Raw genomic sequence first — 11,887 nt, 5'->3', positions numbered from 1 at the left:
GGCATCAACCCTTCAAGGCGTCGTCCACCTGCGGCTTGATCTGGCTCAGCACGTCGCCGACCGGCTTCTCGCAGTTGTAGGCCTGGTCCAGCGCTGGCCGGTACAGCTCGCGGGCGCCGAGCGTGTTCTTGGTCTGGTTGGTCGCGGTCAGGTGGTTCGCGGCCTCACCGAACAGCCCGATGTGCTCGGGCATCTTGCCGCCCGGCGCCAGCTGGGCCGCGACCTTCTTGTTGATCGGCGTGAACGCGCCACCCTGCAGGAGGATCTTGCCGCCCTCCTCGCCGGCCAGGAACTTCAGCAGTTCCCACGCCTGGTCCGGGTTCTTCGCCGCCTTCGGGATGCAGAACACGATCACGCTGGCCTCGGTCTTCTGCTGCACGTCGGCCGGGGGTGGCGCGACGTCCCAGGTGAAGTCCTTGATCGTGGTCCGCATGTACGGCACGGTGCCGAAGGTCGCGAACATCATCGCGATCTTCCCCTGCGCGAACAGCTGGTTCTGCACGTTGTCCTGCTGCAGCGCGGACCACGGTGGTTGCACCTTGTCCTTGCAGGTCAGGTCGGTCGCCCACTGCAGCGCCTCGACCTCCTTGGCGCCGGGCAGCGTGAACTGGGCGCCGTCGGTGGAGTAGATGCCGGTCTCGCTGCCGTGGTTGACCGTGAACGTCTGCTCGTAGCCGGTGTCGAGGTAGACCAAAGCGCCGTACTGCTTCTTCGCCGGGTCGGTCAGCTTCCTGGCCCGGTCGGCGAAGTCTGCCCAGGTCCAGCCGTCCGGCGACCAGGTGGTCGGCGGCAGCGGCACACCGGCCTGCTTGAACAGGTCGACGTTGTAGAAGATCAGGCGCGGCTCGTAGCCGAGCACCCAGGCGGTGTGCGAGCCGTCCGGCTGCTTGGGGAACTCGAACGCCTCCTTGGCGAACGCCGCGGTGTCCACGCCGTCCTTGTCGAGGTACGGCTTCAGGTCGAGCAGCGCCCCCTGCTCGGAGAAGCCGCGGACGAAGTCGTCGTTGATCCGCATCACGTCCGGCGGGCTGCCGCCGGCCAGCAGGGTGCGCATCTTGGTGTCGTACTCCTGGGTGACGGCCGGCTGCACCGTGACCTTCGCGCCGGACGACTTCTCGTAGGCCTGGATCGCCTGCTCGAGCGGCGTGCCCTTGACCTGCTGCCAGTTGAGGAAGGTCAGGCCCTTCCCGTCCCCGCCACCACCTGCGTTGCCGTTGCCACCACAGCCGGCCAGCATGCCGCCGGCCGCGAGTCCCGTCAGTCCGGCGAGAAACCTGCGGCGGCTCAGGTTGGAGTGGAATGTCTGCACCGGAATCTCCCATCCGCGAGGGATGAATACGTATACAATGAATACGTATACAGACCGTCTCGCGCGTGGTCAACGGCGAACGGCGACACTCTTCAGTAGGGTTTCGGATTCTGAGGACGAGGGGAGGGCGGATCATGACGCGACCACCGACGAGCCGTGATCTGGCACGCCTGGCCGGGGTCTCACAGGCCACGGTCTCGCGGGTGCTGACGAACAACCCGAAGGTCAACGCGGAGACGCGGGCCCGGGTGCTGCGGGTGCTGGAGGAGGCGAACTACACGCCGAACGCGCTGGCCCGGGCGATGAAGACCGGCCGGACCGACACCATCGGCGTGTTCATGACCCGGGTGACCAGCCCGTTCCACGCCGAGCTGCTGGACGAGATCGGCCGGGTGCTGAGCGCGCTCGGGTTGCACATGATCCTGTGGAACATCGAGCACGACCCGGAGGAGTCGGTCGGCAAGGTGCTCCAGCAGCGCCTGGTCGACGGATTCCTGCTGACATCGGCGACGTACGACTCTTCCTTGCACACGATGGCGGTCGAGTCCGGCACACCGACCGTGCTGCTGCACCGCGGGATCGACGGCCTCGACTGCGACCAGGTGGTCGGCGACAACTGGCAGGGGGCGTACGACGCCGGCCGTTATCTGGTCGAGTCCGGCCACACCGACATCGGCCTGGTCACGCTGACGCACACCGGGAACACCTCCCGGGACCGCGACCTCGGCTTCCGCGCCGCGCTCGCCGACGCCGGCGTGAAGATCAAACCCAGCAACGTCGTGTCGGTCGGCGTACCGCATGCGGACGGTCATGCCGCGGCGCAGAAGCTGCTGTCGCGGAAGAAGCCGCCGACCGCGATCTACACCGTCACCGACCTGCTCGCCTTCGGCATCCTGGACGGCGCTCGCGCGCTCGGCGTCCGGGTGCCGGACGACGTCTGGGTGATCGGCTTCGACAACACGTCACTGGCCGCGTGGGAGGCGTTCGACCTCACGTCGGTCTCGCAACCGATCCACGCGATCGTGGAGAAGGGCATCGACCTGCTCCGCCGCCGCATCGAGGATCCCGAGCGGCCGACGGAGATCATCACCTTGCCGTGCCCGCTGGTGGTTCGGGGGTCAACCGGTGGGCGCTAACCTCGGGAGGACGTCCTGGAGCAGTGCCGCGTGATCCTCGGGCTTGGACAGGCCCAGCTTCATCGTGTTGACGGCCAGGTGGGTGGCGCCTAGCTCGCGCCAGCCGTCGACGAAGTCCGGCCAGTTCTTCTCGGGGATCTCGGCGAGCGTGAGGCGGGGCTCGATGCCGATGGTCGCCGGGTCCCTGCCGGCCTCGGCTGCCGCTTCGCGGATCGTGGCGAGCTGGGCGCGGGCTCGGTCGTCGGGTCTCCCTTGCGGCATCCAGCCGTCGCCGATGCGTCCTGTCCGACGCAGTGCACCCTCGGCGCTGCCGCCGAACCAGATGGGGATCCTGCTCTTCGGGAGCGGGTTGAGTCCGGCTTCCTCGATCTGGTGGAACTTGCCGTCGTACGAGATCACCGGTTCTGTCCACAGACGGCGCAACACGTCCACCTGCTCCTCCAGCAAGGCGCCACGCTGCTTGAACGGTACGCCGAGGGCCTGGTACTCCACCTGGTTCCACCCGATGCCGACACCGAGCCGCATCCGGCCGCCACTCAGCACGTCGACCTCAGCCGCCTGCTTCGCGACCAACGCCGTCTGCCGCTGCGGCAGCACCAGTACGCCGGTCACCAACTCGACTCTGGTCGTGATCGCCGCCAGGTAGCCGAACAGCACGAAAACCTCGTGAAACAAGGACTTGTCGGTGTACCCGCTCCAGCCGGGCCTGTTCTTGGGGTCGGCGCCGAGCACGTGGTCGTACGCGTGCACGTGCGTGTAGCCGGCCCGCTCGACTGTCGTCGCCCACTCCTTGACAACGTTCGGATCCGCGCCGATCTCCAGTTGCGGGAACACCGCGCCGATCTTCACATCGCCTCCGGCAGCAAGGCGATCAATCCCTGCACAGCAAGCTCGAACGGTTCGTCCGATCCCTCGGCCCGGGCCAGCACGTACCCACCCTGGAGGACGGCGGCGATCGTCGCCGCCGTCCGCTCCGGGTCGAGCGTGCTCGGGTACTCACCATTCCGCTTGCCCTCGGCAATGATCCCGGCAAGCCGGCCGCGCAACCACTGGAACGTCTCCGCGACCGGTCGGCGCAACTCGGGATCGGCCATCACGTCCGGATCCGCGGTCAACCGGCCCACCCGGCAGCCACGCAGCACGTCGCGATCCCGCTCGAGGTACTGCGTGATCCGCTCGGTCGCCGTACCCGTGCCCGCGAACTGCTGCTCGGCGGCCGCCCGCAACTCCGCCCCGGACCGCTCGATCGCCGCCTTCGCGAGCTCCGCCTTCCCGCTGAAGTGGTGGTACATGCTCCCCTGACCGGCGTCCGCAGCACGCTGGATCGCCTTGGGGCTGGTCCCGACGTAGCCCCGTTCCCACAGCAGTTCCTGCGTACTGCGAATCAACCGTTCGACGGTCTCCATGCCACCAACTGTACCTAGAGGTACAGCCGGTGGCCTGCGGAGCTCCGGCTAGCTGATCGTCAGGATCTTGTTCGCGGTGTAGGCCGGCGCGTGGTCGGCGTCGCCCGGGAACCAGACCCGGTAGGCGATCTGGCCGCGGACGGCCGGCTTGATCCCGAACGCGTACTTCCCCGAGGTGCTGAGCTTCACCGACGCGATCGACTTCCACACCTTGCTGCCGTACTGCTGCAGGTAGACGGCCTGCCCCGCATGCGCCGGAGCGACGTACCCACTGAAGGCAGTCGCCTGACCGAGGCGGATCGCCGCCGGCGACAGCGCCGCCGAGATCGTCGGCCTGACCTGCACGGTGAGGTCCGGGGTACGGGTTCCCATCAGGTTCGCGTTACCCGGGAACGTCAGCATGTAGACCGACGACACCAGCGGCTTGTGCGTCAGGGAGAACGTCCCCAGCCCGGACGTCTGCATCGCCGCGAGCAGGGTGAACCTCGACGAGTTCTTCGGCCGCACGTACACGTTGACGGGCAGCTGCGAGTACCGCACGTTGTCGATCCGCAGGGTGCTGCCCTTGATCGTGATCGAGCCGCCGTAGTCGATCAGCGTCGACGACGTCGCGATCCCGGACTTCATCCCGAGCAACTGCTTGACCGCGGGCGTGCTGTAGTGGCCGGTGCGGTCCTTCACCCAGACGGCGTACGTGTACGTCGTGCCCTGCGCGAGGCCGGTGTCCTTCACCGCGGTCCCGGTGCCCGTGTACACGAGCGTCCCGGTGCTGATCGTCGGCGCCTTGCTCCCGACGTTGCGCCGTACGATCACCTGGTCGAGATCAGGCGTCGGGGGCAGCTTCCAGCTCAGGTTCGCGGCCAGGTAGGCGCCGGCGCCGGAGAGCTGGACCGGCTGCGGAACGAGATCCTCGGTGCTGAACACCGAGGTGAACGGCTCCACCGGGACGACCCGGCCGCTTTCCAGGATGCCGCTCGCGGTGATCAGCAACGGAGTTGCCTCGGGCCACGACGTGATCGGCTCGAGCACAGCCTGGCGGGTGGCCGGGTCGTACGAGATGCTCATGTCGACCACGGCACCGGTCTTGGCGTTGCGGACCCACGTGCCGATGGTGACGCTGTCCCCGTCGACGTCCCGCGCGAACGTGATCGCAACCTTGCTGTTGACGGGCACGTTGGTCGACAGGTGTCCCGGCTGGATGTCGCGGACCGGGTAGGCGGGGATCGGCGCGGTGCCCACATTGCCGTCCGCGTTGGTGACCTTCAGCGAGTACGGGCGGCTGTCCCGGGACCCGTTGGCGTTCCGGACCGAGATGTAGACCGTCTCGGCCGGCAATGTCGCGTAGGTGCTGGCGGTCAGCGGCTGCGGGATCTCGTACCCGTCGCTGTCCACCGGCGGCTCCGGCTTCTGGACGAACGCCAACGGCTTGAGGTCGTTGTCATACGCAGAGACGACCGGCCCGAAATTCTGCGCGTAGGCGCCGGAGTCGAACCTCGCACCGGTGACGTCGATGCGCACCTGGTGGGCGCCCGCGGCCGGGATCTTGTACCAGTCGACGTCACCCTCGACGCCGATCGTCGACGAGACCGCGACACCGGCGATCAGCTCGCCCGCGCGGGCCGGCTGATCGTTCTTGTCCGCGACTCCTTGCGCGAAGTCCGTGGTCCATTTGCCGCCGAGGGCGTAGTAGGCGTCGAGGATGCCGGCGCCGTAGTACGGGTCGGTGCCGCGGGGGCCGGCGTCGCGGGCGGTGGCCTTCAGGCGTGCCATCACCTGGGCCGGTGTATACGACGGCCACTTGTTGCGGACCAGGGCGGCGACGCCGGCCACGATCGGGGCCGAGAACGAGGTCCCGGCCAGGCCGATCCAGTACGGCTCGTAGCCTGGTGGGGTCTGGGCGCGCGGTGCGAGGCTGGTGATGTCGTAGCCGGGTGCGGCGATGTCGACGGTGTCGCCGTAGGTGCTGAAGCTGGTCAGCACGCCGCCGGTGTTGGTGGCGCCGACCGACAGCACCTCCGGGTAGGCGGCCGGGTAGTTCAGTGCCGGCGAGCCGCTGTTGCCGGCCGAGGCGACCAGGACGACGCCGTTGGCGACGGCGTTCTTGATCGCGGTGTGCAGGATCGGGTTGTCGCCCTCGCCGCCGAGCGACATGTTGATCACCCGGGCGCCGTTCTTGACCGCCCAGTTGATGCCGTTGATCAGGTTCGCGTCGCTGCCGCTGCCCTGGTCGCTGAGCACCTTGACCGGGCGGACCTTCGCGTTCCAGGCCACCCCGGCGATCCCGAGGCCGTTGCCGGTGCCGGCCGCGATGATGCCGGTCACCGCGGTGCCGTGGCCCTCGCCGTCGGTGGGCGGCAGGGCGGTGTTGAAGGTGTTGTAGCCGGGCAGCAGGTGCCCGGCCAGGTCCGGGTGCCCGGCGTCCACGCCGGTGTCCAGGACCGCGACGACCTGGGTGCCGGCCGACTTGGTCAGGTCCCAGGCCTGGTTCACCCGCACGGTCGGCAGGTACCGCTGGTAGTTGGCGTAGAGCCAGTCGTTCGGGGTGGCGGACTTGCGCCGGATGTAGTTCAGCGAGGCGAGTTCGACCGCCGGGTCGGCCTTGACCTTCTTCAACAGGTCGGCCGCCGGGACCTCGCCGGTCACCGTGACCACGTCGGCGGTCACCGACACGTCCGGGGTGGCCTTGACCTTGGCCAGCGCGGCCTTGCGGGCCGACGTGGTCGCCTTCGGCTTGAACTTCACCACCACCGACTTCGCCTCGTACGCGGGACCGGTCGCGGTGTCAGGACGGAACTTGGCCTTGAGCACAGGTGGCTCGGCGGAGGTCGCCGCGGTGCCGGACGAACCGGTGACGGCGACCAAGCCGGCTGCTACCAGCGCCGCGGCCACGGTGGCGGGCACGGCGAGGCGCAGCAGACGGGCGGGACGGGACACCACAAACCCCCAGGAGACTGGATCGATGACCGAGAAAACGGCCCGACCCTAAATCGGCCGATTGACCTTCGCCGTTACACCCTTTCTGGTGCCGGTTGGATGAGCGGTGGTTGGGTGGGACCGATAGTCTCGGGCGCCATGAGCACCAGCGTCGCCATCGCGGTCATCACCTTCCGGCGACCTGCTCTGTTGCATGCTCTGCTGACCAGCCTGCAGGCCCAGGCGCTTCCGGAGGATTCGGACTACGCGATCCGGATCGTGGTGGTCGACAACGACGCGGAGGGTACGGCGGCCGCGGTGGTCCGCGGGTTCGACGAGGCGCAGTACCCGATCGAGTCCGTGGTCGAACCGGAGCCTGGGATCCCCTTCGCCCGGGAGAAGTCGGTCGAGCTGTGCTGGAACGACGACGCGCTCGTCTTCGTGGACGACGACGAGGTCGCCCCGCCCGGCTGGCTGGCGACGTTGCTGCACGCCTGGGAGACGTCCGGTGCCGACGTTGTCACCGGCCCCGTCAAGGGCAACCTCCCGCCCGGCGCCCCGCCGTGGAACCACTACAGCGACGTCCACGACTCGACCGGCAAGCACACCACCGGCGAGGAACTGCGCAAGGCGTACACGAACAACACCCTGGTCAGCCGCCGCGTCTACCACACCGTCACGCCCGGATTTCACCCCGCGTTCCGCTACACCGGCTCCAGCGACCTGCACTTCTTCCTCCGCGTGCACCGCGCCGGATTCCGGATCGTCTGGTGCGAGGAGGCGTGTATCGCCGAGGAGGTCCCGGCCGGGCGGACGACGCTGCGCTGGCTGGTACGGCGTGCCTTCCGCTCCGGCAGCGGGGACACGATCAGCCGGCTGCTGATCCGGCCGGGCGCGGTCAGCTACGTGCTGGTGCTGGCCTATGCTTCGGCCCGGGTGGTCTCGGCGATCGGGTACGCCCTGGCCGGGCTGCTGCTCGGCCGCAAGACGCACCTGCTGAAGGCTGTCCGCCGGTTCTTCTCAGGCGTCGGCAGTCTCGCGGGGATAGTTGGGATCAACCATGACGAGTACCGGGAACGGCACGGGGCCGAGCACTGCCCCGACGGTGGCGAGCCTGTGCCGGGCGATCTGGCAGGTGGAGCGGGACCTGAGTCTGCTCGACTGGCGGATCGGGGACCTTAGCCCCTGGCCGGTCATCCGGATGCGGATCTTCCACGAGCTGACCCGGCGCAGCGGGATCCACGGCGCCTCCCATCCGGTACGACGTACGCCGTACGACAAAGCGCGGCTGGTCGGCAGGCATGTGGCCGGCCTGGTCACCCGCACCCCGTTCCTGGGCGCGTACGACGCGATGGTCGTCCCGCACCCGCGGAAACCGGGCGGTGTCGAGATCTACACCGACGAGCTGCGCAAGGCGCTCGGAACCAGCGCGCTGGTCCTGGACTCCGCGATCAACGGCACCCCACTCCCCGGCAGCAAGAACCTCGACTTCTTCACGTCGGCCGCCGGCGCGGTGCACAAGCGGCAGGTGGACGATCGCGGCATCGCCGGGGCACTCGAGCAACTGACCGGTTTCCGGGTCCCGGTCGGGGCGTTGCTGGCGCGGGAGGCGCCGAAGCACGAGCGGCTGCGCGCGCTCTACCGGGCGCTCCTGCGGAGGCACCGGATCCAGACCGTCTACGTCGTGGTCGCGTACTTCCACCAGCACATCGTCGGCGCCGCCCGCGACCTCGGGATCCGGGTGGTCGAGCTCCAGCACGGCGCGATCAGCCCGTTCCACCTCGGCTACAGCTACCCGGGTCGTCCGGTGGTGGCCGACCAGCCGGACGAGCTCTGGTGCTTCGGCTCGTACTGGACCGACATCGCGGACCTTCCGGCCGGAATGCGTACGTCGGTCATCGGGGCGTCGTACCTGCCTGAGACCACCGCGAAGGAGCCCACCCTGGCGGTCTTCCTGTCGCAGGGCACGATCGGCGCAGAGCTGCTGCACGTCGCGGAGTCGGTTGCGAAGGAGCACCCGTCGCTGAATGTCGTGTTCAGGCCGCACCCGAGCGAGCGGGCGGCGGACTACACGATCCCGGACGGCGTCCGGTTGTCTACAGAGGGCAGCACGCTCGAACTGCTCGCCGCCGCCACCTACCAGGTCGGCGTCTCCACAACCGCGCTGTTCGAGGGGATGGCGCTCGGCTGCCGGACCGCGGTGGCGAACCTGCCCGGCCACGAGTACCTCGAGCGTCCGATCTCTAGCGGCCACGCCCTCCTGATGACGAAGCCGGCCCAGCTCACCAGCGCGCCGCTGTGCCCGACGCCGGAGACGTACTACGCGCCGAGCGACCTCTCACGGCTGGCGGCCGATCAGCCCGAGTAGGCGGTCCTGCAGCGGAGCGCTCGACGGGACCTGGACCTCGGGCCCGTAGACCTCGACACCTTCACCGAAGGCACCCGGCGTACGGAACTTCTCCATGACGTCCGGGGGTATGGCGGACGCGGTCGCCCACAGGAGCTCGACATCGTCCGGGTCCATCGTCTCGTCCTGGCCGGTCGCGCGGGCCAGGTCCCAGCCGTGCAGGACCAGGTCGTCGGAGATCACCTGGTCGATGTGCTGCTCGGTCGTCAGCCGGCCGGCCGGGGTGTCGGTCTCGGTGAGGGCGAGGATCGGGTCGTCGAGGACGTCCTCGACCGCCGCACGGGCCTCCTGGAACGCGGTCAGCGGGTCATCCGCCGGCTCCAGCTTGCGGGCGACCGGCATCAGCATCACGCCGTGCATCATCACGATGTGGTCCACGACGTCCTTGGCCGTCCACTTCTCGCACGGCGACTGGTTGTCCCACTGGTCCGTCCGGACGGCGGCGACCTTCCGCTCGAACGCCTCGGCCCGCCGCCGGTACCGCTCCGCGATCTCACCCATCTCCGCATACTGCCGTGTCCGGACCGCACGCGGAAGTGTCGGTGGGGGCTTCTAGGGTCGGCGGCATGCGGAGTGTGGAGCTGGGGCGGACGGGGTTGCGCGTGAGCAGGTTGGGGCTGGGGCTTGCCTCGATCGGGGGGATGTTCGCCGCCGTACCGGAGCCGGACGCCGTGGCGACCATCGACCGGGCGTGGGAGCTGGGGATCCGGCTGTTCGACACTGCTCCGGTGTACGGGTACGGGCTGTCGGAGCAGCGGGCCGGGATCGCGCTGCGCGGTCGGCCGCGGGAGGAGTTCGTGCTGTGCAGCAAGGTCGGGCGGCTGATCGAGCCGGGCGGGCCGGACATCCAGCCGATCTGGGCCGAGCCGCCGGCTGGGGTGGGGCCGCGGCTCGACTACTCGTACCGGGCGGTGATGCGGTCGTTCGAGGAAAGCCTCGGGCGGATGGGGATCGACCGGATCGACGTACTGCACATCCACGACCCCGACCTCGACTACGCGACCGCGTCGACGGACGCCATGCGCGCGCTCGCTGAACTGCGAGGCCGGGGCACGATCCAGGCGATCTCGCTCGGGGTGAACCACGCCGACGTCGCCGCCCGCTTCCTGCGCGACACCGGGCCCGACGGCCCCGACTGCATCCTGCTGGCCGGTCGGTACACCCTGCTCGACCAGTCCGGCGCCGAGGAGCTCCTGCCGCTGTGCGAGAAGCTCGGCGTCGCCGTACTCGCGGCCGGCGTCTTCCAAGGCGGCGTACTGGCCGAAGGCGCTCCCCACGGCCAGCAGCCGCTCCCCAAACCCCTGGTGCGACGCATCGCCCAGCTACGCGACTTGAGCCGCCGGCACGACGTGCCCCTCCTGGCCGCCGCCGTCCAGTTCCCCCTGTCTCACCCCGCCGTACCAGCCGTAGTGGTAGGCGCCCGGAACCCCCAAGAAATCACCGAAGTAGCAACCTGGCTCACCCACGAAATCCCCGAAGAGTTCTGGAAAGCCCTCAACCAGCCATAAAGGGGCCGCCTCCGGCGGCGCCAGTTCCCCTTGAGCGCGAACTGCCAAGCCGATCAGCCGTGGTTGCGCGGATGAGCTGTGGACGCGCATCGGCGAGGAGCCATGCCGCGGCGGTCAAGCCTGCGGGCGCTGGAGGGGTTGGGGCGGTTAAGGTCGGTTTATGCGGTACATGTTGCTTCATAAGACCAATGACGGGTTGGAGGCGGGGGAGCCGCCGGATCCGGAGATGTTGGCTCGGGCGGATGCGGTGCTCGAGGAGATGCGGCGGGCGGGGGTGTTGCTGGCCGCCGAGGGGTTGATGCCGAGTGCGCGCGGGGCCCGGATCACGTTCCCGGTGCCGGGTGAGGAGCCGCGGGTGGTGGACGGGCCGTTCGCGGAGACCAAGGAACTGATCGCCGGCGTCTCGATCATCCGGGTCGAGTCGAAGGCCGAGGCGGTCCAGTGGGCCCTGAAGTTCGCCGAAGCCGACCCCAACACCCCGATCGACATCCTCGAACTAGCCGACTGACCCCACCACCAGTTGCGTCAGCGCCCCGGAGGGGCGTCCACGTTGACTGTTGGGATGCCGCCGCCGGCTCGGGCGATTATGGCTAGGGAGGGTTCGTCGGTGGGGTTGCTCTCGCGGTGCACGGTGTACGACGGGACGTGGACGAAGTCGCCGGCGACGGCGTCGAGGTAGTCGTCGTACCCCTCGAACTCCAGCCGCAGCACGCCCGACACGATGTACAGGCTCGACTCGTTCCGGTCGTGGTGGTGCCAGCCGGACACCGCCCCCGGCGCCGTCACGACCTGACCGGCCCAGAGGATCGGCAGCTCGAACGCCCGGGTCCGGAACATCCCCGGTGTCGGGTCCGCCGCCACCAGTTCGCCGGCCCGAATCACCCGAACAGGCTCAGTCATGACGGCATTGTCCCACCGGATCAGTCCGCCAGCGTGCCTTCCTCGGCGACGACCAGCGAGTCGATGGCCGCGAAGAAGCGGGCGATGCCGGGCAGGTTCGGGCCCTTCGCACGGGAGGCGGCGAAGTCCTCCGGCGTCTTCCATTCGACGATGTCGAGCCACTCGTCGTTCGGCAGCCGGACCAGGCGCGCACTGACGAACCCGTCCCGGTCGGCTTCGAAATCGGCGACCATGCCAGGTCGCGCGGCGAGGAGTTCGGAGACCTGCGAGGGGTCCACCCGGAAGCGGGTCAGCTCAACTGTCGTCAT

12 protein-coding genes are annotated in these 11,887 nt (G+C 69.0%); 5 read left to right on the top strand and 7 right to left on the bottom strand.

The genetic code is table 11. The features are described from left to right. Positions 1-4: 4 nt before the first annotated feature. Positions 5-1,309 (bottom strand): sugar ABC transporter substrate-binding protein, encoded by a 1,305-nt coding sequence (locus tag ACIBGM_RS14515; RefSeq protein ID WP_360518232.1) that lies wholly within the window; start codon positions 1,307-1,309, stop codon positions 5-7. A 134-nt stretch (positions 1,310-1,443) separates the two neighbouring features. On the opposite strand from ACIBGM_RS14515, the gene ACIBGM_RS14510 reads away from it, so the two are divergent. Then, positions 1,444-2,445: a LacI family DNA-binding transcriptional regulator gene (locus ACIBGM_RS14510; RefSeq protein ID WP_360518229.1), complete on the top strand. Its 1,002-nt coding sequence runs from the start codon at positions 1,444-1,446 to the stop codon at positions 2,443-2,445. Here ACIBGM_RS14510 and ACIBGM_RS14505 read toward each other — a convergent pair. Genes ACIBGM_RS14505 through ACIBGM_RS14495 form a run of 3 tightly spaced genes read right to left on the bottom strand, consistent with a single transcriptional unit; the run spans position 2,428 to position 6,785 of the window. Beyond that, positions 2,428-3,294, bottom strand: coding sequence for an LLM class F420-dependent oxidoreductase (locus tag ACIBGM_RS14505; RefSeq protein WP_396385715.1), 867 nt, complete (start codon positions 3,292-3,294; stop codon positions 2,428-2,430). The genes ACIBGM_RS14510 and ACIBGM_RS14505 overlap by 18 nt on opposite strands. Next, positions 3,291-3,851: a TetR/AcrR family transcriptional regulator gene (locus tag ACIBGM_RS14500; protein ID WP_360538390.1), complete on the bottom strand. Its 561-nt coding sequence runs from the start codon at positions 3,849-3,851 to the stop codon at positions 3,291-3,293. Before ACIBGM_RS14500 ends, ACIBGM_RS14505 begins: the two co-directional genes overlap by 4 nt. A 48-nt stretch (positions 3,852-3,899) precedes the next feature. Further along, positions 3,900-6,785: a S8 family serine peptidase gene (locus ACIBGM_RS14495; RefSeq protein ID WP_360538392.1), complete on the bottom strand. Its 2,886-nt coding sequence runs from the start codon at positions 6,783-6,785 to the stop codon at positions 3,900-3,902. A 138-nt stretch (positions 6,786-6,923) separates the two neighbouring features. Here ACIBGM_RS14495 and ACIBGM_RS14490 point away from each other — a divergent pair, with 138 nt between their 5' ends. Next, positions 6,924-7,946, top strand: coding sequence for a glycosyltransferase (locus ACIBGM_RS14490; RefSeq protein ID WP_396385714.1), 1,023 nt, complete (start codon positions 6,924-6,926; stop codon positions 7,944-7,946). Between the two features lie 19 nt (positions 7,947-7,965). Then, on the top strand, positions 7,966-9,132 hold the full coding sequence (locus tag ACIBGM_RS14485) for a hypothetical protein (protein ID WP_396385837.1): 1,167 nt from the start codon (positions 7,966-7,968) through the stop codon (positions 9,130-9,132). Here ACIBGM_RS14485 and ACIBGM_RS14480 read toward each other — a convergent pair. Then, positions 9,103-9,672, bottom strand: coding sequence for a TIGR03086 family metal-binding protein (locus ACIBGM_RS14480; protein ID WP_360538396.1), 570 nt, complete (start codon positions 9,670-9,672; stop codon positions 9,103-9,105). The two genes, ACIBGM_RS14485 and ACIBGM_RS14480, sit on opposite strands and share 30 nt — an antisense overlap. Before the next feature lie 65 nt (positions 9,673-9,737). Here ACIBGM_RS14480 and ACIBGM_RS14475 point away from each other — a divergent pair, with 65 nt between their 5' ends. Together ACIBGM_RS14475 and ACIBGM_RS14470 are read left to right on the top strand one after the other, a co-directional pair. Continuing rightward, positions 9,738-10,679: an aldo/keto reductase gene (locus ACIBGM_RS14475; RefSeq protein WP_360538398.1), complete on the top strand. Its 942-nt coding sequence runs from the start codon at positions 9,738-9,740 to the stop codon at positions 10,677-10,679. Positions 10,680-10,848: 169 nt separating this feature from the next. Continuing rightward, positions 10,849-11,187 carry a YciI family protein gene (locus tag ACIBGM_RS14470; RefSeq protein WP_396385713.1) on the top strand — a complete coding sequence of 113 codons (339 nt, stop codon included), beginning with the start codon at positions 10,849-10,851 and terminating at the stop codon, positions 11,185-11,187. A 17-nt stretch (positions 11,188-11,204) separates the two neighbouring features. Here the strand turns inward: ACIBGM_RS14470 and ACIBGM_RS14465 are convergent, their stop codons facing one another. Next, positions 11,205-11,579 (bottom strand): cupin domain-containing protein, encoded by a 375-nt coding sequence (locus tag ACIBGM_RS14465; RefSeq protein WP_360538402.1) that lies wholly within the window; start codon positions 11,577-11,579, stop codon positions 11,205-11,207. Between the two features lie 20 nt (positions 11,580-11,599). Then, positions 11,600-11,887, bottom strand: coding sequence for a hypothetical protein (locus ACIBGM_RS14460; RefSeq protein ID WP_360538404.1), 288 nt, complete (start codon positions 11,885-11,887; stop codon positions 11,600-11,602).

Origin of the sequence: Kribbella sp. NPDC050470, assembly GCF_044458365.1 — a bacterium.
Taxonomy (GTDB): domain Bacteria; phylum Actinomycetota; class Actinomycetes; order Propionibacteriales; family Kribbellaceae; genus Kribbella.
The sequence above is the reverse complement of the archived record's forward strand: the minus strand, read 5'-3'. Positions and strand labels throughout refer to the sequence as shown.

Excerpts from the sequence above, each read along its gene's own strand:
- ACIBGM_RS14510 (WP_360518229.1), top strand. The coding sequence starts at position 1,444 with ATGACGCGACCACCGACGAGCCGTGATCTGGCACGCCTGGCCGGGGTC.
- ACIBGM_RS14500 (WP_360538390.1), bottom strand. The coding sequence starts at position 3,851 with ATGGAGACCGTCGAACGGTTGATTCGCAGTACGCAGGAACTGCTGTGG.
- ACIBGM_RS14490 (WP_396385714.1), top strand. The coding sequence starts at position 6,924 with ATGAGCACCAGCGTCGCCATCGCGGTCATCACCTTCCGGCGACCTGCT.
- ACIBGM_RS14485 (WP_396385837.1), top strand. The coding sequence starts at position 7,966 with ATGCGGATCTTCCACGAGCTGACCCGGCGCAGCGGGATCCACGGCGCC.
- ACIBGM_RS14480 (WP_360538396.1), bottom strand. The coding sequence starts at position 9,672 with ATGGGTGAGATCGCGGAGCGGTACCGGCGGCGGGCCGAGGCGTTCGAG.
- ACIBGM_RS14475 (WP_360538398.1), top strand. The coding sequence starts at position 9,738 with ATGCGGAGTGTGGAGCTGGGGCGGACGGGGTTGCGCGTGAGCAGGTTG.
- ACIBGM_RS14470 (WP_396385713.1), top strand. The coding sequence starts at position 10,849 with ATGTTGCTTCATAAGACCAATGACGGGTTGGAGGCGGGGGAGCCGCCG.
- ACIBGM_RS14465 (WP_360538402.1), bottom strand. The coding sequence starts at position 11,579 with ATGACTGAGCCTGTTCGGGTGATTCGGGCCGGCGAACTGGTGGCGGCG.
- ACIBGM_RS14460 (WP_360538404.1), bottom strand. The coding sequence starts at position 11,887 with ATGACGACAGTTGAGCTGACCCGCTTCCGGGTGGACCCCTCGCAGGTC.